We start from the raw sequence: 22,719 nt of genomic DNA on the forward strand, positions 1-22,719 counted from the left end.
CCGGATTTTGAATTGTGCGAGCACAATTCACTCCTTTAAAAATCCGTGACATCCGCCGGAGGCTTTAGGCCAACACGATGTTGGTCACTCAGTCGTTGCCACAGGACGTGGCGTTCTTAAACTGAGTTCCTCTATTTCGTCTTGTTTGGAACGGAACTATATCCGCATTCATCTTACCACTTCAGAGGTGGTAGTTTTTCTGAATGAAGATAGTCATAATTAGTATTCTACCTTATTCGACAAACAAAGTATAACACTAATTTACTTTGAAAAGCATATATATATAGGTTTCAGACGCCATATTCATCCATCTCGTCCTGTTTAACCAAAAAAATGCATTATTCAGGCTTACTATCAAAACGTGGGGTTGATTTCCGTTCCGACTGGGCGCTTTGTAGCTGTCGCTTTGCTTTCGCGCAGAGCAGAGCTTCCTGGGGGCGTCCGATGAGCCGCTTCGCTCCAGGGTCTCGAGCCAACACGATGTTGGTCACGAAGGCGTTATCACAGGATGTGATGGTTTTAGCCTTCGTTCCTCTATTGCTAATCCCCAAGGAGTCGTCCAGTCTCCACTCCAATCAATTTATGCATTTCATACGTTTTAACAAAATGTCATTGTCAATTTGTAGTGATGGGCCAATATTTTAAAAAAAACTACTAATTTCTATTTCAAAATGGTTGCACAACTAAGCAATTTATTATTCTCTTCATATTTTAAGGTAAGGCAAATTAAGATTTAAAAAAGTTTAATGTGTGATTGCAATACTAATAATAGTGGAAATTACAAAGTTAACTTGGGGAAAAAATAATTAAATGGAGTGATAAAAAAATGGTGAACTTTAGGAATCACCAAAAACTCGAGCAAGAATGTGAATGTGGGTGTGAAGATCGGTTTATTTGGCCTCGTATAAAAGCTAGTACTCTTCCTCCGGTAGACCCTCCCCCAGTCATTGAACCTAATGGAAATATCATTCCAACAGTAAATAGATATTTCCATATCGCTACATCAGATATTAATTTAACGAATGGGGCGACTCTATCTGCTAGTCAATTTTGGGGTGATGATGGGAACACAGCAATTGAATTTAAAATTTTTAATCCGAATGGCTACGTTAATCTTTACATCAATGCCGTAATGCAGGAAGGTGGAATTTACACTATAACCCCAACCTCGTTAACCTTAAGTCCAGATAATTCAACAATTTATAAAGGTACTCCAATCATCATAGAATCATTAGGATTTTCTACAATGTAAATAACAAACCTGAAAGGGGGTGAAAATAAGTGGCACTTTCTATTATTAATATTCATGTTAATGTTACTGGTACTTCGACTAGATTTTTCAATGTTTTAGCTACACCCTTAACAATCTCTGATGGTACAACGGTTGCCTCTACTACCTTTTTAAATGATAGCGGTACTACTGCAACTACTTTCCCAGTCGTAACAAATGGGTACTATAATTTATATATAAATGGGGTGCTTCAGGAAGGTGGTTCATACTCAGTTTCTGCAACAGAATTAACATTCCATACTGTTACAGGCACTTTACCTGCAGGAACACCAATTATTGTTGAGGCTGTTGAATTAGTGACTACACTTTAATCACCTTAAGCAGACCTGAGATACTTTGTTTCATGAATAAAAGAATAAAGCTCATATAAATAAAAAATGGATGCCTTAAAATATTTTAGGGCATCCATAAATACAAAACGATTTGTGTGTTGGCTAACTCACATCGTATGAGGAAAATCAATCATTCGTTGCACGAATGGTCTCCTCGATACAAAGTCTAATAGAAGTTATTAAATCTTGAATATTCCATCCCGGTATTTTTCCATGCTGAATCGCCAAATCAAATGACGCAGGAATATGAATAAATCCAGCGCGGACCCCTTTATGTTGCTTTGCGTAAACTAGCCCTTCATACATAACATTATTGCATAAATAGGTACCCGCCGTATTTGATATTTCCGCTGGATACCCCTCATTGCCTAATCGATTCACCATATTTCTAATAGGTAAATTCGTTATATACGCGTCTTCACCACCATCATAAATGCTCTCATCAGTTGGTGTATAACCATTATTATCCGCTTCACCATCTTTAATATTAATCGCAATTCGCTCTGGCGTTATTTTAAAACGTCCTCCAGCTAATCCTAAAGAAATAATGATTTGTGGCTGTATCTCAGCAATATATTGTTTCAGCTGCTGAGCAGATTGTTGAAAATCCACAGACAAAATGCGTCCTACAATTTCAAAGTCATCCATCACTTCTCCATGTAAATTTTCTACAATTTGCATTGTTGGATTTATTTTATACGCTAGAAATGGTACAAATCCTGTTAATAATATTTTTGTCATGTTTTTTTCTTCACCTAAATTTCTATAGGACGTTGCTTGATTGCCCATCTATTTTTATTATTTTTAATTCTGGTGCAGATACTTTAACTTGAATGATTGTCTACACTTACCATATCGTATTGATTTACTGATTTATTTAATTCTACAAAAAAACAATCCCCATTTACAATATATTTCAGAAAAAACAAATAACTCTTTTTCTCTTCATTGCAACTAAAGTATTATAGATAAATACAAAAAAAGCATGATCTCAAAATTACTCGGACCATGCTCTACCTGTATAAAAATTGAAATTCTCTTATTTCAAATGTGCAGTCGTCTGTTTCATGACGTGTATTCCCACTCCAATATAGATAACCACTGCCGCTCCAATAAATACGAATGTCATCGCTGACCGCTCCTTTTTATATAAATTTTTATTCGAAAAGACTTAAACGTTCATTTATTGATTTTGAAAATCATTCTCATTAATATAATATAAATTTCCCATTAATTCGTCAAGACATACTTTCATCTTACCCATTCAACATGGTAAGATGTAGAAAAGTCGGAAAAAGGATGCGGTAATGATGAGTAATTCGAAGTACTTTCAAACTATTTTAAATGGGACAATTCACGCTTTAAAATCGATCCTTCCTATGGATATAGAGGTAAAAACACCTAGTATTATTTCGGAACCATTTCAACAACAGCAAATGGGTGTTTTAATTGGTTTAATAGGAGATTTAAAGGGCCGTGTAATCATTGATTCCTCTCCTGAAACTTTTAGTGGCATCGGCAATACAATGTTTGGTATGCCTCTTGAAGGAGAAATGTTGGAATCCTTTACAGGGGAATTCGGAAATATGATTGCAGGAAATTTATGTACTACTGTAGGTCAAGAAAGCTTAGAAATTGATATCACACCGCCAACAGTGATGGTTGGCAATACAAAGTTATACGGCTTTGAAAAGGCATTTGTACTCCCTGTTACAATTCCAAGTGTTGGTCCGCTGACAGTTCTTTTAACAATTGAAGGAGAATAGAGTACTAGAATATCGAACTATTCCAAATGATATATACTATGCCAATTAATTAAACATTTATGAATACACTTTGTCATTCTCTATTATTAACAGAGGATGCCCCATTAGGCTTAAGTCCAAAATTCAGTTAGTAAAATTTCTTGAAAAATAAGAGATTATAATAATAATTCCTCTAATTCTAACCAATAAGTAGCTATCTCAATGACTATTGAGGTGGCTATTTTTTATTCTCTCCTCAATTTTTCACATTTTTTTCACATATTCCGCTAATATATGTGATTTTTTTCACATCAAAAAGAAATCTATTTATATATCATGGCAATAAGAAAGACACAATAAAAGCGTAGGAGGAGCAAAAATGGCAAATAAAAAAAAGTCAGATGAAGATTTAAAAGGTTCACTCTATGCGGTATTTGGAGTAGGAATCATCATTATCTTGCTTTGGGTGTACTGCTTCGATTTGTTCATCAATCGTTTTTAACTTCCACCTCTATAGGTGGTAGATGAATGCGAATTTAAGCTACTTTTCAGCGAGTATCCAAACGCCCGCTGAAAGAAGTTAAGCCTCCGGCGGATGTCACGGAATCGGAAAGGAGTTCAATATAGGAGGTTAGCCTAAGACCATCGCATCCATGCGATAACGGCTAACTGACCTGCATCGTGCAGGCCTAAGCACAAAGCCGATTCTAGACACAATTATGACGAGGCATAATTGATTCTACTAAGAAAGGACAGAGACATATGCACTTACATAAGTATGAGAAGTATTGGCTTGTGTTCGGAGTCGCTACTTTAGTAGCATTCCTTATCATTCTAGGCATCGGTGCATTCCATCAAGGCTCACATCCGAACAATGGTAAAAAAACACTAGATTATGAGAAAGTAAGAGAATTTGCACCCTTTGATAACCCGGGTGTACATAAAGTAGAAGGTAAGGATTGGGATTACGAAGTAGTTGTTTTAGCATCAGCATTTAACTACAATCCTCCAGAAATTGAAGTGCCACTTGGAGCTAAAGTGAAATTTATTGCAACAAGTGCAGATGTAATGCACGGTTTTGAAGTTGCAGGTACAAATATTAACATGATGCTTGAACCAGGTTACATTTCTGAATATGTTACTACTGTAAATAAAGAAGGAGAGTTTTTAATCGTTTGTAACGAATACTGTGGTACAGGACATACGATGATGCACTCTATGCTAAAGGTGGTGAAGCCAAATGAGTCTAAATAATAATTTGACGAAAGTGGATCGTCGTGATGCGAAGCTAGCGATGGCACATATTTACGTGGCATTCATCGCATTGTTATTAGGGGGTCTTGCAGGTTTATTACAAGTTTTCGTTCGTTCTGGTCAATTTACATTACCAGCTGGCATTGGTTACTATCAAGTTTTAACCGTACATGGTGTTTTACTCGGTCTTATTTTAACAACATTCTTTATTTTTGGTTTCCAAATTGCTAGTGTTAGCCGTACGTCAGGGACTTTTTCAGACGCTCAACGTCGCCTTGGCTGGATCGGCTTCTGGTTAATGACTATCGGTACAGCAGCAGCTGCAACCATGGTACTACTTAATGAGGCATCTGTTTTATATACGTTCTATGCCCCATTAAAAGCTCACTGGATATTCTATTTTGGCCTTACATTAGTCGTGGTTGGTTCTTGGTTTGGCGGCGCGGGTCAAATATTACGCTATGCACAGTGGCGCAAAGAAAACAAAGGAAGCGGACAACGAAGCCCATTATTATCATTTATGGTTGTTGTCAATAATTTAATGTGGTTCGTAGCAACTCTAGGTGTAGCTGCTTCTGTTCTATTCCAGTTACTACCATGGTCCCTAGGCTTTGTTGAACGTGTCGACATAGCACTATCCCGTACATTATTCTGGTATTTTGGTCATGCGCTTGTGTATTTCTGGTTATTACCAGCTTACATGGTTTGGTATGTCATTATTCCAAAAGTTATTGGCGGGAAAATTTTCTCTGATTCTTTAGCAAGACTATCATTTATGCTCTTCTTAATTTTCTCTGTACCAGTTGGGATTCATCACCAATTAACAGAGCCTGGTATTGCAGGCACATGGAAATTCATACAAGTTGTATTAACGTTTGCCGTAATCGTACCATCCTTAATGACCGCCTTTTCGATGTTTGCAATGTTTGAACTACGTGGTCGCGAATTAGGTGGTAAAGGGCTTTTCGGCTGGTTCAAAAAGTTACCATGGAAAGATGCTCGTTTCTTCGTGCCATTTATCGGTATGCTAGCATTTATTCCTGGTGGCGCTGGCGGTATCATCAATGCTTCTTACCAAATGAACCAATTAATCCATAATACTATTTGGGTTACAGGGCATTTCCATTTAACGATTGCAACAACAGCCGTTTTAACTTATTTCGGTGCGGCATTTTGGTTAATTCCATATTTAACAGGTCGTACATTGACTAAATCTTTAAACAATCTTGGTAATTTTGCAGCTATTTTATGGGCTACTGGTATGACAATTATGTCTTCCGCTATGCATATCGCTGGTCTGATCGGAGCACCTCGTCGATCTGATTACTCTGAGTATGGCGGTGCTCAACAAGCTTATGATTGGATTCCTTATCAAATCGCTCAAGCTGTTGGTGGTACGATTCTATTCATCGCTATCTTAATCATCCTTTATATTGTGGTGAAATTAGCATGGTTTGCACCAAAAGGAGAAGAGGAATTCCCAGTTGGTGAAGTACATGAAAACGGTGGTACTACTCCAGCTATCTTAGAGAACTTTAAAGTATGGCTTGTTATTTTAGTAGCATTAATTTTATTTGCTTATACTATTCCAATTATCGATATTATTTCTAATTCCCCTCCTGGTTCTAAAGGCTATAAGCTTTGGTAACAATGTTTTGCATCTTATAAAACATACTAACATTAGTAGTACAAACCAAGGCCATGGTTTGTGCTACTATTTTTTTATAGTAGAAGTGAAGAAAAGCCGACTAGCCTCTGGGACCATTTGTGAGTCCGTATATAAAACCGGCTAACTTCATGCCCTTATATGAATCAGTTTAGTATGTTGGGTCCTAAGAGATCGTGTATAAGAAAGTGGAATCGATAAGGTACTGTGAAGGCTTCTATGATTGGTCAAAATGAGAAGAATTAGATGAAGCATGTCATTGCTTTAGATGTCAGTAAAGGAAAAAGTACCGTTGCGATTTATGATGGTCAACGCCAATGTGAGTTTGAAGGTGTGCTGCATCATACACGGGGTGATTTTGAGCGATTACACGAACGAATGGAAGAGATGACAAAACAAGATGGACAAGTGCCAGATATCGTATTTGAAGCAACAGGCATCTATTCAAAACCTGTCGAAGCATTTTTCCAAGATTACGGCTATGCATACTGCCGCATGAATCCACTTGAAGCGAATTTACAGATGGCAACGATGCGTCGCAATAAAACCGATATCAGTGATGCCCATGAACTCGCGAAGACACATTTCAAAATGGAACGCAAAACAACGTACATACAAGACGATTATTATGAACAGATGCGTGCACTGACTCGTTATTACGATGAAATTGACGAAGAAATCATTTTACTCAAAAGTAGAATGCATGCCATTTTACAGCTGAGTTTTCCAGAATTAGAAAAGCTGATTACACCGAGTTCAGCACTATTTTTAAATATTGTACAACTATATCCTCACCCCGCACTTTTACAGGCCCATTCAAAAACGATTATTAAAAATCGTTTAAAGGTCAATACGCGAAAAAACCTATCGCTAATGCGTGCGGAGGCTAAAGCTATTACATTATTAGAAGCAGCTGAAAATAGTTACCCGGCGATTAAACCCACAGATTTTCGTTGTGATCAAGCACGAGATTACGCTGCTCGCATTGCGGATTTACTAGAGAAGAAAGATGCGCTTGTGAAACAGATGGTGGAATTGTCGGAAGGACGAAAAGAATATCTAGTATTTCGTTCGATTCCTGGGGTTGGCGATTCAACGGCGTGCCGATTAATTGGAGAAATTGGTGACATCCGCCGTTTTCAAAATGCGAAACAACTGAACGCTTTCGCAGGCATTGATATTATGCGGTACCAGTCTGGAAATACGCAATATCGAGACAGGATTAATAAACGAGGAAACAAACATCTACGTAAGATTTTATATTTTATGGTGTGCGCCATGCTTATGGCTAAAGGAAAACCGAATCATTTTGTGGACTATTACTACAAATTAAAAAAGCAACCTCAGAGGAAGCCTCATAAGGTTGCGATCATCGCCTGCATCAATAAGTTTCTGAAAGTGACATTTCAGTTACTGACGCGTGGCATTCTTTACGATTATGAGTCCGCACTACCAGCTCAGAAATCGTAATCACCTACATAGAACTATATCATAATGACGACCTTTCGAAAAAAATAAAATTCGTCAGGTCTCTTTGGCGTATCTAAAAATGAGTGTGCTTAATTTCACTTTTTTCGATTTTTCTCTATTTTAACTTACACTTCTAAGTGAATGGTCGTGAATTTTCTCAAATTTACAGCCATAAATGCAAGACCTATTTCGTTATATACTTTCAATTTACCTCGGACAGAAAATCGAGTGAAACGCGAATTAGCCTTCAAGAATCCAAAAACTGGTTCCACATCAATTTTGACATAAATGGCGTTCGTTTTTTCTTCTGAGAGCTTCGTTTTCACTTACGTATAGGCGCATAAAATCAGTTTAAGCACCATGCTTGGATGATAGGCAGGACAACCCGTACTTCGTATAAACGGTTCGAGTGCTTATTACGAAAAGTATAAAACCGGTGAAATTTTACATGTCGTAAAATTTCACCGGCTTTTTGGTATCAGAGGAGGGGTTTGTCCCTGCCTCTTAGTAAAGGTATCTAAATTAGCATGATGGCTCACTTTTTGCTCACCGACCATTTTTTGAAATACTTTTTAGCTAGCTCTCTTTTTCTATTTTTGTATGCGTAAATTTCGCAATCTCAGCTGCTTTTTCATACGACTACCTCAATCTTTATCGCTATTTCGAATATGAAATGTTTTAAAATAAACGTTTCGTATAATAACAGTTTTAATTGAGGAGAGGCCGAATTTTGATAATTTGTGAAACACAGGCTCATATATTAATGTGATGTGTCGTGATTGTACGTTTCCATTTCAGAAGCAGGGTCGAATTGCTCTCTACCCATAGCAAATGCCATAATTAGCGCAATAGCAGCTGGGATTATCGCCCAAGCAAAAGTATGAGCAACTGAAATAGTAAGCGCTTCTTGCATTTTATCGAGAACCTCTACAGGAATGAAGTTTCGAGTTTCAGGTGTTAGGATAACACTCGGATCACTTAAATCCATACCAGTAGGTGCTTGACCACTAAACGCGGACGTTAATTTATTTGAGAAAATATGGTTTTGGATAATCCCAAACACTGTTATTCCTAATGTCATTCCAAGTTCTCGATTGAAGTTTAGCGTTGAGTTAGCTGAGCCACGTTGTCTCATACTAAGACCATGAATAACAGCATTGCTCAATACAGAGAAAGACGAGCCAATGCCAAGACCAACAAGTATCATAAAGATTGTTACCATAAAGTGCGACGTTTCAGTTGTCAATGTTGTAAGCAAGGTGATACCAACAACGAATAGAGTTAAAGTCGGTAACATAATCGTTCGATACTTAAATTTCGTGAGGAGAGCTCCACCTCCAGATGCTGTTACAACCGAACCGACCATCATCGGAAGTAAAATAAGACCTGAGTTCGTTGCTGAGCCTCCAAGTACCCCTTGAACAAAAATTGGAATGTAGATGGCAGCAGTAATGTAAGCAGCACCAGCAAATATTGAAATGATATTACTCGTTGCATAGAGACGACTTTTAAACATTTTAAAGGAAATAATAGGCTCTTCTACACGTAGTTCAATTAAGATAAAGCTAATAAAAAGCACTGCAAATAGAGCGAATAATCCAAGAATCATTGCGGAATCCCAAGCATATTCTTTGCCGCCTAGCTCAAGAGCAAACATTAAACTAACTACCGAACTAACTAAAGTAGCTGCGCCAAAGTAGTCGATTTTTTGCTTGGCATGTACAACAGATTCATCGTAAAATTTGGCAACTATCACAAAAGCAATTAGCCCAAGTGGTAAATTAATATAGAAAATCCAAGACCAATGAACATAATCTGTTAAATAGGCTCCAAGAAGCGGACCAAAGATACTCGATAGACCAAATACTGCCCCGAATAAGCCACCCATTTTACCGCGTTTATCTGGAGACACTACATCAAACATAATTGTGAATGCGATTGGCATTAATGCACCACCGCCAATACCTTGAATTGCACGGTAAATACTAAGCTGAATGATTGAGTTTGCTGTACCGGCTAGCGCCGAACCGATTAAAAATACTACTAAACCGAAAATAAAGAATCTTTTACGACCATACATATCGGATAATTTACCAAAAATCGGCATACCTGCAACCGACGCGATCATATAAGCTGATGTCACCCAGACAAGTTTGTCATATCCACCAAGATCTCCGACAATTGTACTGATTGCCGTTGCTACAATTGTATTATCCATTGCAGCCATTAAAATCGCTAACAATAGCCCAGCGATTACTACACCTATTTTACTTGAATTCTTTGCCACTTTCGTACCTCCGTTTTTTTGTGAATCCCTATTATTTTTAACTATCAATATGTATCTTGATAGGGGATGTCTAAATAACCATTTTGTATTATATCAGTTTTAATCAATTGAAGTCGATAATACGGATTATGAGGAAATTGATTTTCGAAAGAAAGATAAAACATAGCGAAAAAAATGAAGAATATAAAGCCGGTGAAATTTTACGACGGGTAAAATTCCACCGGCTTTTTGGTATTAGAGAAGGGTTTTGTCTCGGTCTTTTTTCATGTTGTATAAAACCAATTATCTCAATAAATTTAAGGTTTCATAATAAATAAAATATGGCTTATCTGCACAACGAGGAGTTGAATTCCGTTCCGACCGGTCGATTTGTCGCTGACGTTTCGCTTTCGCGCAGAGCAAAGCTTCCTGGGGCGTCCGATGAGTCGCTTGGAGAAACTAGATGTTTTTTGCGCGAAAGCGAAGCGACAGCAGCAGGATGTTTTTTGCGCGAAAGCGAAGCGACAGCAGCAGGATGTTTTTTGCGCGAAAGCGAAGCGACAGCAGCAGGATGTTTTTTGCGCGAAAGCGAAGCGACAGCAGCAGGATGTTGGTCACGAAAGCGTTATCTCAGGACGTGATGTTCTTAGCCTTCGTTCCCCAACTTGCTCGCTCCAGGGTCTCGGGTCAACAGATGTTTTCTACGCGAAAACGTAGTGCTAACGAAGCGGCAACGATGTTGGTTACGAAAGCGTTATCTCAGGATGTGATGGTTTTAGCCTTCGTTCCTCTATTGCTGATTCCCAAGGAGTCACTTAGCCCCACTCCAATCATTCACTTCACATAACATTTATCTTCTTGCATGTCACTCTAATTTATATCGATAAAAAAAATTTCAGTAAATGTTTTTTTATGTGCGAAAACGTAACAACAGCAACATACGTAAGTGGAGGGAGTGGCGCGACGCCTTTCTAAGGGATGCGAGTAGCTTAGAACAACCCTCACCGCAAACGCCACAACATTCATAATGATATTCTTGACCATTTTGTTTTTCGGCATTATTAAAAGCGATTTCTCTGTAATTGAGAAATCGCTTTTTCCTTTAAAGCTGATACAGCTTCGTATACTTTTCTTGTAAATAGTGTGCTAAATACTTTGCGTTTAGACCTTCGCCTGTCGCATTCTGTAGCAATTCGAATGGCTTCTTCAGCGCACCGTATTGATGGACTTTGTCTGTTAACCACTCTCGAATTGGAAGAAGCTCTCCCTTTTCAAGCAGCTCATCAAAGTTTGGAATATCTTTATCCATTGCATGCTTCCATTGGGCAGCGTAAATCATTCCTAGAGCATAAGATGGGAAATAGCCAAACATGCCCCCTGACCAGTGCATATCTTGTAGTACCCCTTTTGCATCTGTCTCAGGACGAATGCCCAAGTATTCCTCGTATTTATCATTCCATACTTGCGGAAGATCCTTCGCTTGAAGATCGCCGTTGAATAAGTCACGTTCAATTTCATAGCGAATCATAATATGTAGTGGATATGTTAACTCATCTGCTTCAATGCGAATAAACGATGGCTCCACCATATTAATTGCTCGCAGGAAGTCAGCTAATGCTACATCACCAAATTGCTCAGGTGAATACTTTTGCAGTCGCTCGTAGTTATGCGCCCAGAACTTTTCGTTCCTACCTACAAAATTTTCATAAAATAAAGATTGTGATTCATGTATTCCCATAGATGTACCCGTTGCTAACGGTAAACCATCAAGCTTCACATCGATATTTTGTTCGTACATGGCGTGTCCACACTCATGGATTGTTCCAAAAATTGCTGAGCGGAAATCATTTTCATCATATTTCGTTGTAATACGATTATCTCCATGATTTAAGCCAATCATAAATGGATGCACACTTTCGTCTAAGCGACCTGCATCAAAATCATAGCCAAGTTGTGCTAACATTTCTAATGATAATGCACGCTGAGATTCACGAGGGAAATGCTTAAATAATATGCTTGTATCTGGTTTATTTGGTGAATCTGAAATTTTTTGTACAAGAGAAACGATTGTTTCACGTAATTCACCAAAAACTTGATCTAAAACATCTGTCGTCATATCAGGTTCATATAAATCTAGTAATGTATTGTAAGGAGAACCATTTTTAATACCCCAATATTGAATAAATTTCTTCTGCCAGCCTATAATTTCCTCTAAATAAGGTAGGAATAAAGCAAAATTATTAGTTGCCTTTGCTTCTTCCCATGCTGTTTCCGCTTTAGATTGTAGAATGACGAATTCCTTATATTCATCAGCCGGAATTTTTTTATTTTGGTCATACTCTTTACGTACTTCCTCTACTAAACGCAGCGTAACATAATCGAGATCTTCCTTTTGCCCCTCAAGATCCGTTAGTAATTGCCCTAACTCTTCACTAGTTTGCATGTTAAATAAGGAGGCAGATAATGTTCCGACTACCTCTGAACGCTGAGCTAACCCCTTCTTAGGTGCCCCCGTACGCATATCCCAATAAATCACACTTAATGCTTCTCCGTAGTGCTTCATCTTTTTTACATAATCAGTAAATTGTTGAACAGTCATACTTCATCCTCCTTTTCACGCTACTAGTTTATCATATTTTCGAAAATTTTGTATATTATGGACTTTATAGTATTTTTTACAGCAATAATAACTGTTCACAATTTTATATCTACAAAACTATTCTATTGCGAATAGCATATACAACCGCTTGTGTTCAATCCTCTGCACCAATTTTTTTGTAAAAATGCGAAAGAAACATTTTAAATCCATATTTTTTTCATCCCGTAAGTTGTTTGTATCTCATATAAATAATAAACCGACGAGCACATATACTACCAAGCGGTATAAACATAAGAGCATTCGTTAATGATATGACAGCATGCTCTTTTCCCCATTTTGCTGCAAGTAGACGCAAAAGAAGTATGCCGAGAAATAAAATAACTCCAGCGACAGAGCTTTGTGTAGTTACGATGCCTCTTTCATGATTAACACGGATTTTTTCTAATTTTCCTCTCCATATCCCGATACCTACGCCAATTGTTAAACAAATGAAGTACAAGACAAAGCTTATCGGCGTTAATTTATCTGAACTTAAAATAGAAGTACACGTTATCCCAATTAACAAAATCGGTATTATCCACATTCGAGTTGGTCTAACTTTTTTCTCCCTTAACATAAGAAGAATAATGACTAAAAGGATAACCAAGTAACTACTCATTTCTTTCCCTCTCTTTATTTAATAAATTCTTACTAAAAGTATAATATCAATTATGCCTCGGCATAATTGTGTCCGGAGGCTTTAACTTCTTTCAGTGGATGATTGGATACCCGCTTAAAAGTGACTTAAAACCGCATTCTTCTAGAAGTGGTATACTTCTGAACTGCCGCTTTGTTTTCGCTACAGAAATAATGGCTGAAAGAAGTTAATAGAAGATAAAAATAGTCCATTTTTTAGATTATTTTTTGAACTACTGTCCTCAAAAAAAACCTCCCTAGTTAGGAATGTAAATGACTTTTGCCACCTTTTCATTTCTACTCGGAGAGGATCAACTTAATTGTAAGATTGGGTATAAGTAGTTGTAATTTTGATAACTCATATATCTACTTTTATGTACAACAGAAAAATTATAATACCGCTTGGATTATATACTCTTTCATTAATGGCCATCTATCTCGTGGATTCATGATGAATTCTGAACTAATTGCCACAACCATATTCAATTTTGGTATACAACAAATCATGTTGCCTCCATCCCCCATTGCTGAATATGTAGAAAGTCCATCTTCTTGTCGTAGCCACCATAAATAACCGTAATTATTATGGTTCATTTCCTTGGATTCACGAATCCATGTCTCTGAGAGAACTCTATTATCATCCCAAATGCCCTTATTTAAATAGAGGTAGCCAAAACGGGCCATATCACGAGTAGTTAATGTTAGCCCCCATCCACCTGTCGAATGACCGTTTGGATCATGAACCCACCCCTTAACGTTTTTCCCGAATAAATCATCAAAACCATATGCGTTCATTTGATAGTCAGGAATTTCTTTCATGCCAAGCGGTGTAAACAAATGTTCATTAGCGAACGCTCGTGCACTCTTACCTGTTCTTTGAGTAAGAATAGCTGACAATAAATGTGCTCCAGCTGTGGAGTATTTAAATGCGCCTAAATCCCCATTTTCACCCATTATATCAAGTGTATATTTTATCCAATCCTGCTGTTGACATAGAACATCTAGCGGCTCATGCCAATCCTCAAATGGATATGGTACTGTCATCGTAAGAAGATGTCGTATAGTAATCTGTTGTTTCTGCTTATCTGCATCAGAAATATATTTAGGGAAAAAATCTACCACCTTTTCTTCAACGCTTTTAATATACCCTTTATCGATAGCGATGCCTATAAGTGCAGATAGTACACTTTTAGTTACAGATGCTACATGGTGACAATCATCAGGACCTTTGCCGTTAAAATATTTTTCATATGCTAAATGACCATTTCTAATTATAACAATACCATTTATATTGTTATAATCACTTTTTACCGTGTGCTCAAGCTTAGAAAGCTTTTCACTGTTCATATATATGCATTTAGGCTTTACCATGTGCCAATTTATTGTTGTTTGCATAGGAACCTCCTATTGTTAGTTTTGTCATTTTTTCTTTACAGGAAAATATACCTCAGTAACAAGATCCTCAGGGGCGTTTGCTCGATGTGGATCTGTTACATATATTTCATATGGCGGCAATATCAATTCATAACCTTCGTTTTCAATCCACTTCATCAAATTAGCATAGACAGATGTTAATTCAGGATATGCTCCCTTTAAAACGGATTTAGCACAGAGGCTACCAGGCAAATCTCTCGTTCCTTTGACAGACTCAGCTATTGGAATAGCGAACTCAGTATCATTACCAGTAGGATTAAATTCAGGGCTGTGGTAAATCGTCATCGGTTTACCGAGTAAAGTGAGCTGCTCCATCGCAATCTTTTCATATAGCTTGCTAAAATAGTTACCGTATCCCGATGAATAGTCATCACCGCTCATTATTAGACGCTTAAAAAGGATATTTATTGGCTTTGTTTCAACCAGCTGTACCTCGATATCGTCAAGATACGACATGATTGGCATCCCCTTTTCTAAGTTTGCAATATCATGACTTAGTTGTTTTACAAGATATTCAAAAGCCTTTAGTTTTTCTTGCATCTCATTTCTCTTATGGTCAAGCGCCGAATAAAGCATTTCTTCGGATTGATCCTCTTCTAACTCCAACATTGTTTTAATTTCTTCAAGAGAAAAATGATACGATTTTAAACGGTTGATATAGAGCATCCTTTTAAGTTGTTCGATGGAATAATACCTATAACCGCTTTCAGCATTAATCTCATCTGGGTTTATTAATCCAATTTCATCGTAATATCGAAGTGTTTTTGTCGAGACACCACATATCTTCGAGAATTCTCCAATTGATAGCACAAAACCACCTCACTCATTGATTTGTTACTTGCTACAATTCATTTATACACCTTCCCCTAAGGACAAAGTCAACGATAAAATTAACTTTATCCAATGGCGTTTTCCTCAACAAAAAGAAGCTCTCTTCGTAACTTTCACGATCAAAGAGAGCTTCTTATTCTATATATACGGGGAATTTTAACTAGCTTTCAAGGTCAATGTTCGGTTTCCAATCAAACATTTTCAAGAGCTAAATTTTATAACAACAGATATATAGTTGGGGATCCTACACATCAAAGAAGTTAAATGTTTTGACAAATTGTTAATACTTGTTTAACGGCTTCTGCCGATTGATGGAGCGCTGCTTTTTCTTCATTTGTCAGGTGCAATTCAATGACTGATTCAATGCCATTGCCACCTAATATTGTCGGCACTCCTAAAAATAATTCTTGGTAACCGTACTCTCCTTCTAATAGGGCGATAGAAGGAATTATTTTACGTTGATCTTTCATGATGATTTCAACCATCTGTGCACAGGCAGCAGCTGGCGCATAATAAGCACTACCATTGCCTAACAAACCAACAATTTCTCCGCCACCTTTACGTGTACGTTCTACGATTTGCTGCAGTCTGTCTTGAGGAATCAGTTTTTCTAATGGGATCCCTCCAGCATAGGAATATCGAATTAAAGGGACCATTTCGTCGCCATGTCCACCTAAGACGAATCCTGATACATCCTCTGGTGCAATTTGCAGTTCTTGTGCTACAAATGTATTAAAACGCGCTGTATCTAATACACCTGATTGACCGATGATACGATTTTTCGGAAAGCCTGTTTCCTTATAGCAGACATAGGTCATGGCATCGACTGGATTGCTTAATATAAGGACTATGCTATTTGGAGCATAATGTTTTATTTGTCTAGATACTTGTTGAATAATTTTTGCATTCGTCGTCACTAAATCATCTCGGCTCATGCCTGGTTTACGAGGAATTCCAGCTGTAATAATGACAATATTTGCTCCTGCTATATCCTCATAATTGCTCGTTCCTTTAATAGAAACATTAAACTTTTCAATTGGTCCTGTTTGTAATAAATCCAGCGCCTTTCCTTTTGTTGGATTCTCCGCTTCTGGAATATCTAACAGGACAACATCACCTAGCTCTTTTTGTGCCAAAAATAAGCTTAAAGTTGCACCAGTATGACCAGCACCAATTACTGCAATTTTACTTTTTCGAAATGTCATTTTGCCTCACCTCGATTTTCAGTAGCAGCTGTTTCCGTCGTTTTTTTAGCACGTGTTGCTGCTGGTGCCGGCTTTTTCTTCGGTGCTTCCGGTCCTTTAATCATCTGAAAAACATCTTCATCAGGTCTCGGAATTACGTGAGCGCCTAATAGTTCTCCAACGCGCTTAGCCGCCTCTTTTCCAGCATCTACAGCTGCTTGAACTGAGCCTACATCACCTTTAACTACTACAGTAACGATGCCACCATCAACAAATTCTTGTTTGACGATGGTCACATCTGCCGCCTTTATCATCGCGTCTGCTGCCTCATAAGAACCAACTAATCCTTTCGTCTCAATCATTCCAATTGCGCTACCCATTTTCCTCACCTCGCATCACTTCCGTAGAATCAATAATACCTATAACGACCGCATCGATAGGTAATGGATTTTCTTTCATAATATAACGGGATGATCCACCACTTGTAATGAGCACATCATCTCCAATTCCTGCCCCGATACGGTCAGCTGCTACAATTTCTGTACGAATCGGCTGTTGATTGGAATCGATTGGTTGAATAATTAATAATTTTAAGCCATTCAACCCTTCTTCTTTACGTGTTGCCCATACACTACCTATCACTCTTCCCATCTGCATGAACTTCACCTCTTTATCCCGTATGGACTATGATTACTCAGAGCGAATTGTTAACGTCTTATTCAGCTCTCGTATTTTGTCATACGCCAATGCTGTCACAATTGTTTTTTTAGGAACCACAATTTCCTGCGCATCTATTTCAAGCACTTCTACTTGCGAAAGTAGTTTCTTATCAAATTGATAGCTTAATGGTTTTTCAGCCTGACTTACGACTGGCGAAAGCTCTTGAACATTCATTTGTCCCATAGCTTGAGCATTGACAATTTCCGCAAAAGCACCTTGCTGGATTAAACCGGCATTTGCCTCATCTGTATCGATATGCATCTCCAATCGATAACGCTCTGAAACGCGAATCATTACATTTGATAAAATAATCGGTCTTATACCTTCTATTTTAATTTGTACCGATTGTCCGTCCACTACTTGGAACCGAGCACTGTCAGTCGGTGCCATATGAATATGTGCTTGTGCAATAATGAGCCCCTCATTTAGCACGACACTGCCCTTTGGACCAATAAGTGTAACCGGGCTAGAGCCTTTTATATCTCCTGATACCCTTAAAGGTGGCTTAACCCCTAATTTCATCGCGTCAGTCCAGCTAATTTCTACTTGAGATAATGAACGAGCTGGGCCTAAAATGCGTACTCGCTCAATGGATCCCTTTGGACCAGCAATAACAACTGTTTCCTCAGCTGCAAACTGTCCTGGCTGTGAAAGCTCAAACTTAGGTGTTAATTGATAGTTCTCACCAAAAAGTTGCTCCACTTCCGTTTGAGCAAGATGTACATGTCGCGCTGATACACCAACAGGGATTTTTCCATCATGCTGAGAGGGAGGCTGATTTTTTAAAACTTGCTGCAATACTTCTTCAACAATTTTTTGGACTAAATTTTCCTGCATCTAACCTCCTCCTTATGTCAATGATCTAATAATTCTTCCTTGGGCTTGCTGTTTAATAAAGCCAGCATTCGCTTCATCTGTATCGATATGCATTTCTAGACTAAAATCGTTTGATACACGAACTACAACCCCACGAAATGTCACAGGTCGCTCACTATCAACTTCAACAGATACTAATTCATTATTTTGTACGTCCAATGCCAACGCATCTTCTTCCGTCATATGAATATGTGCCTGTGCAATAATGACTCCCTGCTTGATGATTATTTCTTGTTCTTGATTGATTAATTTAATGCCAGCTGAACTTTCGATATCTCCCGATTGTCTCAAAGGAGGGGTTAATCCTAGTTTCATTGCATCTGTTCGACTAATTTCCACCTGTGTTGCCGCTCTTACTGGACCTAATACACGTACATTGTGAAGAACACCTTTTGGTCCCTCTATGGAGACACGCTCCTTGGCTGCAAACTGCCCTGGCTGCGAAAGATCAAAATCCTTCGTTAGCGCTGCATTCGGACCAAAAAGTGCCTGTAAATCCTCTTCACTGACATGTATATGACGAGCTGAAATGGCCACAGGAAATGTTTTTGTCGCTGTATTCAAGTTAGCCACCTCTATATCAATTTCGCTATATTGTTATAGGAAATGTAGCAGGATGAAGCGCAATGTGTAACATCCTGCCCTTTCCTTTATGATGTTCTATCCGTCTCTTCGAGGGTTCTTTCCGTCGTTTTGGCTATTCTTTCCGTCGCCTTGACTTCTATCCGTCTCTCCGGGGGCTCTTTCCGTCGCTTCGGCTTTTCTATCCTTCGCCTCGGACCTTCATTCCGTCGCTTTGACTTCTTTCCGTCTCTCCGGGGATTCTTTCCGTCGCTTCGATGGTTCTTTCCGTCGCCCTTGTCCGGACCGTAAATAAAATTAAGCTTCTGCTTTTGGTAAAATTAATTCTAATTCATGGTGTGGGCGTGGGATTACATGAACTGATAAAAGTTCTCCAACACGTTGGGCCGCTGCTGCACCTGCATCAGTAGCTGCTTTTACTGCGCCTACATCACCACGAACTAATACAGTGACAATACCGCCACCAACATGTACTTTCCCTACTAAATTAACGCTAGCTGCCTTCACCATTGCATCTGCTGCTTCAATTGCTCCTACTAATCCTTTTGTTTCTACCATTCCTAATGCTGTACTCATTTGTCATTCCTCCAAATTATTTATTTTGTAATGTTATTTGTTTTAATACTTGATCAACAATTTGTTGAACTACGGCTGTATCCAAAGTTGGATCTTGTGCCTTGATATTCTCTACTACTGGTTGTACTAAGAATTCTGGTTTTGGCACTTCTACATCTTTAATGCCATAAGCCATACGTTTAATATTCAATAAGTGTCTCGCTGTAATGTTATCGGACGTAATATTACCTCCAAACGTACCACACCCTAATGTAAAGGATGGTGCCAATCCAGTAGTTCCACCAACAGCGCCAATAGAAGATAATGTATTAACAACAATTCTGGACACTGGTAAATCGATTGAAAACTGCTCAGCTAAAGCTGTATTTTCTGTATGAAGCGAGCATGAATGACCGCGTCCACCAATGTTTAGTAAATCAATCATCACCTGTTTTGCCTCTGTGCTGTCCTCGACTGTGTATAATGCAAATATCGGTGACAGTTTTTCTAGTGAAAATGGAATATTCTTGCCGATCATCGTTTCCATACCAACAAGTACTTTTGTATCTTCCGGCACGGTAATACCGATAGAATCTGCTAAGCAAGCTGCTGATTTACCTACAATTTGAGGATTTACTTTCCCTGGGACAGGAGAAATTAGCTTCTCCATTTTCACCTTCTCTTCATCACTCAAAATATAAGCATTGTTTTTCTTTAGCTCTGTTAAAACTTGTTCGGCAATGACTTTATCTACAATAATCGATTGCTCTGTAGCACAAATTGTACCGTTATCAAAAGACTTACTTTGTACAAGCTGGCGAACAGATTTGGATATATTCGCCGATCTTTCAATGTAAGCTGGAACATTTCCTGGTCCTACACCATAAGCAGGTTTGCCTGAACTATAGGCTGCTTTTACTAGAGCACCGCCACCAGTCGCTAATATTAGGTGAATATCTGGGTGCTTCATTAATTGCTGCGTAGCTTCCATAGAAGACATTGTTAAACAATGTAGCAATCCTTCTGGTGCTCCTGCTTGTTCTGCAGCTACTCTACAAATCTCTAAAGCTTCCTTTGTACAATCAACCGCATATGGGTGTGGGCTTAGTACAAGACCATTTCTAGTTTTCAATGAGATAAGTGTTTTAAAGATTGCTGTTGATGTTGGATTTGTCGTTGGTACAATGCCCGCGATGACTCCAAACGGACTAGCAATCTCTGTCACTTTCTTCATTCGATCGACACCAACGACACCAACAGTTTTCAAATCTTTAATATCTTCATAGACATCTCTAGAGGCTACCTCATTTTTCATTTTTTTATGATTAGGTATGCCCATCCCTGTTTCTTGAACGGCCATATTTGCCAAACGTTCTGCCTCTTTAAATGCCGCATCTGCAACAGCCTTGACGATATGATCAACTTGCTGCTGTGAATACTGCATGTAAGCAGCCTGTGCAATATTGGCATGTCTCACGGCGTCTCTCATTTCTTGAATTGCTAATAAATCTTTATCTAGTGTGGCCACTAAAGCCCCTCCTTTCTATACAACTGGGTTTCTCGCTAAATTTTCAATAGCTTCTCTAAAAGCATTTGCAGCAGCTTGGCAAGAAGATTGGCTACCACTTACTAAACCGCCACCGAAATTGGTTTCAGATGGTGGACCAAAGAAAACCTTTAACTCAACATCCGCCGCTTTTAATGCAGCATCTAAACCTACGACAGCCTCAAGTGGTGGTGCTATTAAATAAGCAAGGGCTGTTCCAACCTTAACGTTTGCTAGCTCTGCCAGATACGTACCACAGCTCGCTACAGTATGTGCAAAAAGTGCGTGGTTTTCATTTTGAAGAATGGCTTCAAAATACGTATCAAACTGGATTTTCTGCTGAATCGCATCTAAACCACTGCGTATTTCATCCGGCGAGCTACCAGCAATGATGCCAATAACCTCACCAGATAATGGTCCAGATGCATGTGCCGCTCCAGCATAAAAGCTTTTTGCATAAACAACATCAACATCTGCTTTTTTCGTAGCATCGTCCAACGCTACATATCCAACGTCATCTATTGTTAGAGTTACGAGTCCAATGCTATTGTGATATGGCTTTAAATTTAATTGCTCCGCTAATTCACTATTCACTCTTGGAATGATTTGCATTGCCAAAATTTCTGCCATAATTTTTTGAGGATTCATTGTTTGGCCCCCTAACCTTCTTTTGCCACAAGACCTACTCCACTTGCCTTGTAATGCAATATTTTTTGAACGACTGTTCCTAAATAAGCACCTGCCTCTAATGGCGGGATACCACCTTTATGAATGTTCGAAACGACCATTCGATCAGCTTCTACTGTGCCCATTCTAGGTTGATAGCATATATAGGCACTCATGGACTCAGCCGATACAAGTCCAGGACGCTCACCGATTAAATAAACGATTACTTCTGCTTGTAAAAGCTCGCCAATTTCATCCATAAGAGCAACACGCCCTTTATCAATATAGAAAGTAGTTCCTATTTCAATATTTAAATTACGAAGACTTTGCTGTAACGCTAAGTAAACATCTTGCACATTTTCTTCAATCGCACTTGCACTTAATCCGTTAGAAATAATGATTTGTACTTTTGGATTTTTTGTACATTTAGATTGAATAAGTGTCTTTGCTTCATCTGATAAACGACGACCTAAATCTGGTCTAGTAATGTATTCTTCTTTATCTGACACTCTTGTTGTTACTTGAAAGACATCAAGCTTTTGTAGTAGCCCTTCTGTCACTTCTCCATATACTGCATCTACTGCCGCTGCATGATCGAGTCGGAACTTTAGCCAAGTTTTTGTTTTAGGCCTTGTCCCAGCTCTGCCAACACCTATTCTTGCAGGTGTATGCTTTCTAGCTGCCTGTATACTTTCAGACACGTCACCCACTTCAAATTCAAAGGCTTTGACAGGTGCCGCGTTGTATGAAGGTTCATCATGATTTGTACTGTGATACGATTGTTGCTGATGAATTGAATCATTTTGATAAAGCTTAATCAATGGTTCATTTGATGGTTCAATTGTATGTTCAATTGAAGTTGTCACTTCATCAGTACGATCCGCTACCGTATCATAAAACTTAATCATCGGTTCATTTGGTTTTTCTTCTGACACAGCTGTTTCTTTTGGAGAATTCACCGATGTATTGTTCCCCATCTTTTCCATAACGAGCTGTGTAATCATGGATACTAGTTGGTCATTCATTG

At 38.5% G+C, this 22,719-nt stretch carries 24 protein-coding genes and 1 pseudogene; 9 read left to right on the plus strand and 16 right to left on the minus strand.

What is annotated here, in order from left to right; genetic code table 11:
• The first annotated feature begins 826 nt into the window (after nucleotides 1-826).
• Nucleotides 827-1,252 carry a DUF4183 domain-containing protein gene (locus ACYQ73_RS00110; RefSeq protein WP_460010588.1) on the plus strand — a complete coding sequence of 142 codons (426 nt, stop codon included), beginning with the start codon at nucleotides 827-829 and terminating at the stop codon, nucleotides 1,250-1,252.
• A gap of 29 nt (nucleotides 1,253-1,281) precedes the next feature.
• Complete coding sequence (locus ACYQ73_RS00115) at nucleotides 1,282-1,602, plus strand: DUF4183 domain-containing protein (protein WP_460010589.1); 321 nt, start codon at nucleotides 1,282-1,284, stop codon at nucleotides 1,600-1,602.
• Between the two features lie 147 nt (nucleotides 1,603-1,749).
• Here ACYQ73_RS00115 and ACYQ73_RS00120 read toward each other — a convergent pair whose 3' ends face one another.
• Complete coding sequence (locus tag ACYQ73_RS00120) at nucleotides 1,750-2,364, minus strand: pyroglutamyl-peptidase I (RefSeq protein WP_460010590.1); 615 nt, start codon at nucleotides 2,362-2,364, stop codon at nucleotides 1,750-1,752.
• Nucleotides 2,365-2,933: 569 nt separating this feature from the next.
• Here ACYQ73_RS00120 and ACYQ73_RS00125 point away from each other — a divergent pair.
• The 5 genes from ACYQ73_RS00125 to ACYQ73_RS00145 all read left to right on the plus strand — a co-directional run bounded on the left by ACYQ73_RS00125 (nucleotide 2,934) and on the right by ACYQ73_RS00145 (nucleotide 7,758).
• Entirely contained in the window at nucleotides 2,934-3,389 is a 456-nt protein-coding gene (locus tag ACYQ73_RS00125; protein WP_460010591.1) for a chemotaxis protein CheX, read from the plus strand.
• Nucleotides 3,390-3,747: 358 nt separating this feature from the next.
• Entirely contained in the window at nucleotides 3,748-3,870 is a 123-nt protein-coding gene (locus ACYQ73_RS00130; RefSeq protein WP_460010592.1) for a hypothetical protein, read from the plus strand.
• 260 nt (nucleotides 3,871-4,130) lie between these two features.
• The gene (locus ACYQ73_RS00135; RefSeq protein ID WP_460010593.1) at nucleotides 4,131-4,622 is read left to right on the plus strand and encodes a cytochrome c oxidase subunit II; all 492 of its coding nucleotides are present in this window, start codon (nucleotides 4,131-4,133) and stop codon (nucleotides 4,620-4,622) included.
• Nucleotides 4,609-6,270 (plus strand): b(o/a)3-type cytochrome-c oxidase subunit 1, encoded by a 1,662-nt coding sequence (locus ACYQ73_RS00140; RefSeq protein ID WP_460010594.1) that lies wholly within the window; start codon nucleotides 4,609-4,611, stop codon nucleotides 6,268-6,270. Before ACYQ73_RS00135 ends, ACYQ73_RS00140 begins: the two co-directional genes overlap by 14 nt.
• A gap of 264 nt (nucleotides 6,271-6,534) precedes the next feature.
• A complete protein-coding gene (locus ACYQ73_RS00145) occupies nucleotides 6,535-7,758 on the plus strand; it encodes an IS110 family RNA-guided transposase (protein ID WP_460010595.1) in 1,224 nt (407 codons plus the stop codon).
• Between the two features lie 125 nt (nucleotides 7,759-7,883).
• On the opposite strand, the pseudogene ACYQ73_RS00150 reads toward ACYQ73_RS00145, so the two are convergent.
• Nucleotides 7,884-8,084 (minus strand): annotated as a pseudogene (locus ACYQ73_RS00150) (transposase); the annotation flags it as partial.
• Between the two features lie 434 nt (nucleotides 8,085-8,518).
• Nucleotides 8,519-10,045, minus strand: a complete 1,527-nt coding sequence (locus tag ACYQ73_RS00155; protein ID WP_460010596.1) for an MDR family MFS transporter — start codon at nucleotides 10,043-10,045, stop codon at nucleotides 8,519-8,521.
• Nucleotides 10,046-10,465: 420 nt separating this feature from the next.
• Here ACYQ73_RS00155 and ACYQ73_RS00160 point away from each other — a divergent pair, with 420 nt between their 5' ends.
• A complete protein-coding gene (locus ACYQ73_RS00160; protein WP_460010597.1) occupies nucleotides 10,466-10,741 on the plus strand; it encodes a hypothetical protein in 276 nt (91 codons plus the stop codon).
• A 385-nt stretch (nucleotides 10,742-11,126) separates the two neighbouring features.
• On the opposite strand, the gene ACYQ73_RS00165 is transcribed toward ACYQ73_RS00160, so the two are convergent.
• The 9 genes from ACYQ73_RS00165 to ACYQ73_RS00205 form a co-directional block, all read right to left on the minus strand.
• Nucleotides 11,127-12,623, minus strand: a complete 1,497-nt coding sequence (locus tag ACYQ73_RS00165; protein WP_460010598.1) for a carboxypeptidase M32 — start codon at nucleotides 12,621-12,623, stop codon at nucleotides 11,127-11,129.
• A gap of 217 nt (nucleotides 12,624-12,840) precedes the next feature.
• On the minus strand, nucleotides 12,841-13,281 hold the full coding sequence (locus ACYQ73_RS00170; RefSeq protein WP_460010599.1) for a hypothetical protein: 441 nt from the start codon (nucleotides 13,279-13,281) through the stop codon (nucleotides 12,841-12,843).
• A 407-nt stretch (nucleotides 13,282-13,688) separates the two neighbouring features.
• Complete coding sequence (locus ACYQ73_RS00175; protein WP_460010600.1) at nucleotides 13,689-14,693, minus strand: serine hydrolase domain-containing protein; 1,005 nt, start codon at nucleotides 14,691-14,693, stop codon at nucleotides 13,689-13,691.
• A 24-nt stretch (nucleotides 14,694-14,717) separates the two neighbouring features.
• On the minus strand, nucleotides 14,718-15,542 hold the full coding sequence (locus tag ACYQ73_RS00180) for a MerR family transcriptional regulator (RefSeq protein WP_460010601.1): 825 nt from the start codon (nucleotides 15,540-15,542) through the stop codon (nucleotides 14,718-14,720).
• Between the two features lie 281 nt (nucleotides 15,543-15,823).
• Complete coding sequence (gene mdh / locus ACYQ73_RS00185) at nucleotides 15,824-16,768, minus strand: malate dehydrogenase (RefSeq protein ID WP_460010602.1); 945 nt, start codon at nucleotides 16,766-16,768, stop codon at nucleotides 15,824-15,826.
• Nucleotides 16,765-17,127, minus strand: coding sequence for a BMC domain-containing protein (locus ACYQ73_RS00190; RefSeq protein ID WP_460010603.1), 363 nt, complete (start codon nucleotides 17,125-17,127; stop codon nucleotides 16,765-16,767). Before ACYQ73_RS00190 ends, mdh begins: the two co-directional genes overlap by 4 nt.
• Nucleotides 17,120-17,404 (minus strand): EutN/CcmL family microcompartment protein, encoded by a 285-nt coding sequence (locus ACYQ73_RS00195; protein ID WP_132359031.1) that lies wholly within the window; start codon nucleotides 17,402-17,404, stop codon nucleotides 17,120-17,122. The genes ACYQ73_RS00190 and ACYQ73_RS00195 overlap by 8 nt, the downstream gene beginning before the upstream one ends.
• A gap of 33 nt (nucleotides 17,405-17,437) precedes the next feature.
• The gene (locus ACYQ73_RS00200) at nucleotides 17,438-18,304 is read right to left on the minus strand and encodes a phosphate propanoyltransferase (RefSeq protein WP_460010604.1); all 867 of its coding nucleotides are present in this window, start codon (nucleotides 18,302-18,304) and stop codon (nucleotides 17,438-17,440) included.
• A 12-nt stretch (nucleotides 18,305-18,316) separates the two neighbouring features.
• Nucleotides 18,317-18,907, minus strand: a complete 591-nt coding sequence (locus ACYQ73_RS00205) for a phosphate propanoyltransferase (protein ID WP_460010605.1) — start codon at nucleotides 18,905-18,907, stop codon at nucleotides 18,317-18,319.
• A gap of 129 nt (nucleotides 18,908-19,036) precedes the next feature.
• Here ACYQ73_RS00205 and ACYQ73_RS00210 point away from each other — a divergent pair, with 129 nt between their 5' ends.
• Complete coding sequence (locus ACYQ73_RS00210; RefSeq protein WP_460010606.1) at nucleotides 19,037-19,216, plus strand: hypothetical protein; 180 nt, start codon at nucleotides 19,037-19,039, stop codon at nucleotides 19,214-19,216.
• Nucleotides 19,217-19,222: 6 nt separating this feature from the next.
• Here ACYQ73_RS00210 and ACYQ73_RS00215 read toward each other — a convergent pair whose 3' ends face one another.
• The 4 genes from ACYQ73_RS00215 to eutC are packed head-to-tail and all read right to left on the minus strand — an operon-like array spanning nucleotide 19,223 to nucleotide 22,717.
• Entirely contained in the window at nucleotides 19,223-19,501 is a 279-nt protein-coding gene (locus tag ACYQ73_RS00215) for a BMC domain-containing protein (RefSeq protein WP_053482447.1), read from the minus strand.
• Between the two features lie 16 nt (nucleotides 19,502-19,517).
• Nucleotides 19,518-21,008, minus strand: coding sequence for an aldehyde dehydrogenase family protein (locus ACYQ73_RS00220; protein WP_460010607.1), 1,491 nt, complete (start codon nucleotides 21,006-21,008; stop codon nucleotides 19,518-19,520).
• A gap of 15 nt (nucleotides 21,009-21,023) precedes the next feature.
• On the minus strand, nucleotides 21,024-21,674 hold the full coding sequence (gene eutL, locus ACYQ73_RS00225; protein WP_460010608.1) for an ethanolamine utilization microcompartment protein EutL: 651 nt from the start codon (nucleotides 21,672-21,674) through the stop codon (nucleotides 21,024-21,026).
• Between the two features lie 11 nt (nucleotides 21,675-21,685).
• On the minus strand, nucleotides 21,686-22,717 hold the full coding sequence (gene eutC / locus ACYQ73_RS00230) for an ethanolamine ammonia-lyase subunit EutC (protein WP_460010609.1): 1,032 nt from the start codon (nucleotides 22,715-22,717) through the stop codon (nucleotides 21,686-21,688).
• Between the last annotated feature and the right edge of the window lie 2 nt (nucleotides 22,718-22,719).

The sequence above is a fragment of the Lysinibacillus sp. CTST325 genome, assembly GCF_054665055.1.

Excerpts from the sequence above, each read along its gene's own strand:
- ACYQ73_RS00110 (WP_460010588.1), top strand. The coding sequence starts at position 827 with ATGGTGAACTTTAGGAATCACCAAAAACTCGAGCAAGAATGTGAATGT.
- ACYQ73_RS00120 (WP_460010590.1), bottom strand. The coding sequence starts at position 2,364 with ATGACAAAAATATTATTAACAGGATTTGTACCATTTCTAGCGTATAAA.
- ACYQ73_RS00125 (WP_460010591.1), top strand. The coding sequence starts at position 2,934 with ATGAGTAATTCGAAGTACTTTCAAACTATTTTAAATGGGACAATTCAC.
- ACYQ73_RS00130 (WP_460010592.1), top strand. The coding sequence starts at position 3,748 with ATGGCAAATAAAAAAAAGTCAGATGAAGATTTAAAAGGTTCACTCTAT.
- ACYQ73_RS00135 (WP_460010593.1), top strand. The coding sequence starts at position 4,131 with ATGCACTTACATAAGTATGAGAAGTATTGGCTTGTGTTCGGAGTCGCT.
- ACYQ73_RS00140 (WP_460010594.1), top strand. The coding sequence starts at position 4,609 with ATGAGTCTAAATAATAATTTGACGAAAGTGGATCGTCGTGATGCGAAG.
- ACYQ73_RS00145 (WP_460010595.1), top strand. The coding sequence starts at position 6,535 with ATGAAGCATGTCATTGCTTTAGATGTCAGTAAAGGAAAAAGTACCGTT.
- ACYQ73_RS00160 (WP_460010597.1), top strand. The coding sequence starts at position 10,466 with ATGAGTCGCTTGGAGAAACTAGATGTTTTTTGCGCGAAAGCGAAGCGA.
- ACYQ73_RS00165 (WP_460010598.1), bottom strand. The coding sequence starts at position 12,623 with ATGACTGTTCAACAATTTACTGATTATGTAAAAAAGATGAAGCACTAC.
- ACYQ73_RS00170 (WP_460010599.1), bottom strand. The coding sequence starts at position 13,281 with ATGAGTAGTTACTTGGTTATCCTTTTAGTCATTATTCTTCTTATGTTA.
- ACYQ73_RS00175 (WP_460010600.1), bottom strand. The coding sequence starts at position 14,693 with ATGCAAACAACAATAAATTGGCACATGGTAAAGCCTAAATGCATATAT.
- mdh (WP_460010602.1), bottom strand. The coding sequence starts at position 16,768 with ATGACATTTCGAAAAAGTAAAATTGCAGTAATTGGTGCTGGTCATACT.
- ACYQ73_RS00190 (WP_460010603.1), bottom strand. The coding sequence starts at position 17,127 with ATGGGTAGCGCAATTGGAATGATTGAGACGAAAGGATTAGTTGGTTCT.
- ACYQ73_RS00195 (WP_132359031.1), bottom strand. The coding sequence starts at position 17,404 with ATGCAGATGGGAAGAGTGATAGGTAGTGTATGGGCAACACGTAAAGAA.
- ACYQ73_RS00200 (WP_460010604.1), bottom strand. The coding sequence starts at position 18,304 with ATGCAGGAAAATTTAGTCCAAAAAATTGTTGAAGAAGTATTGCAGCAA.
- ACYQ73_RS00215 (WP_053482447.1), bottom strand. The coding sequence starts at position 19,501 with ATGAGTACAGCATTAGGAATGGTAGAAACAAAAGGATTAGTAGGAGCA.
- eutL (WP_460010608.1), bottom strand. The coding sequence starts at position 21,674 with ATGAATCCTCAAAAAATTATGGCAGAAATTTTGGCAATGCAAATCATT.
- eutC (WP_460010609.1), bottom strand. The coding sequence starts at position 22,717 with ATGAATGACCAACTAGTATCCATGATTACACAGCTCGTTATGGAAAAG.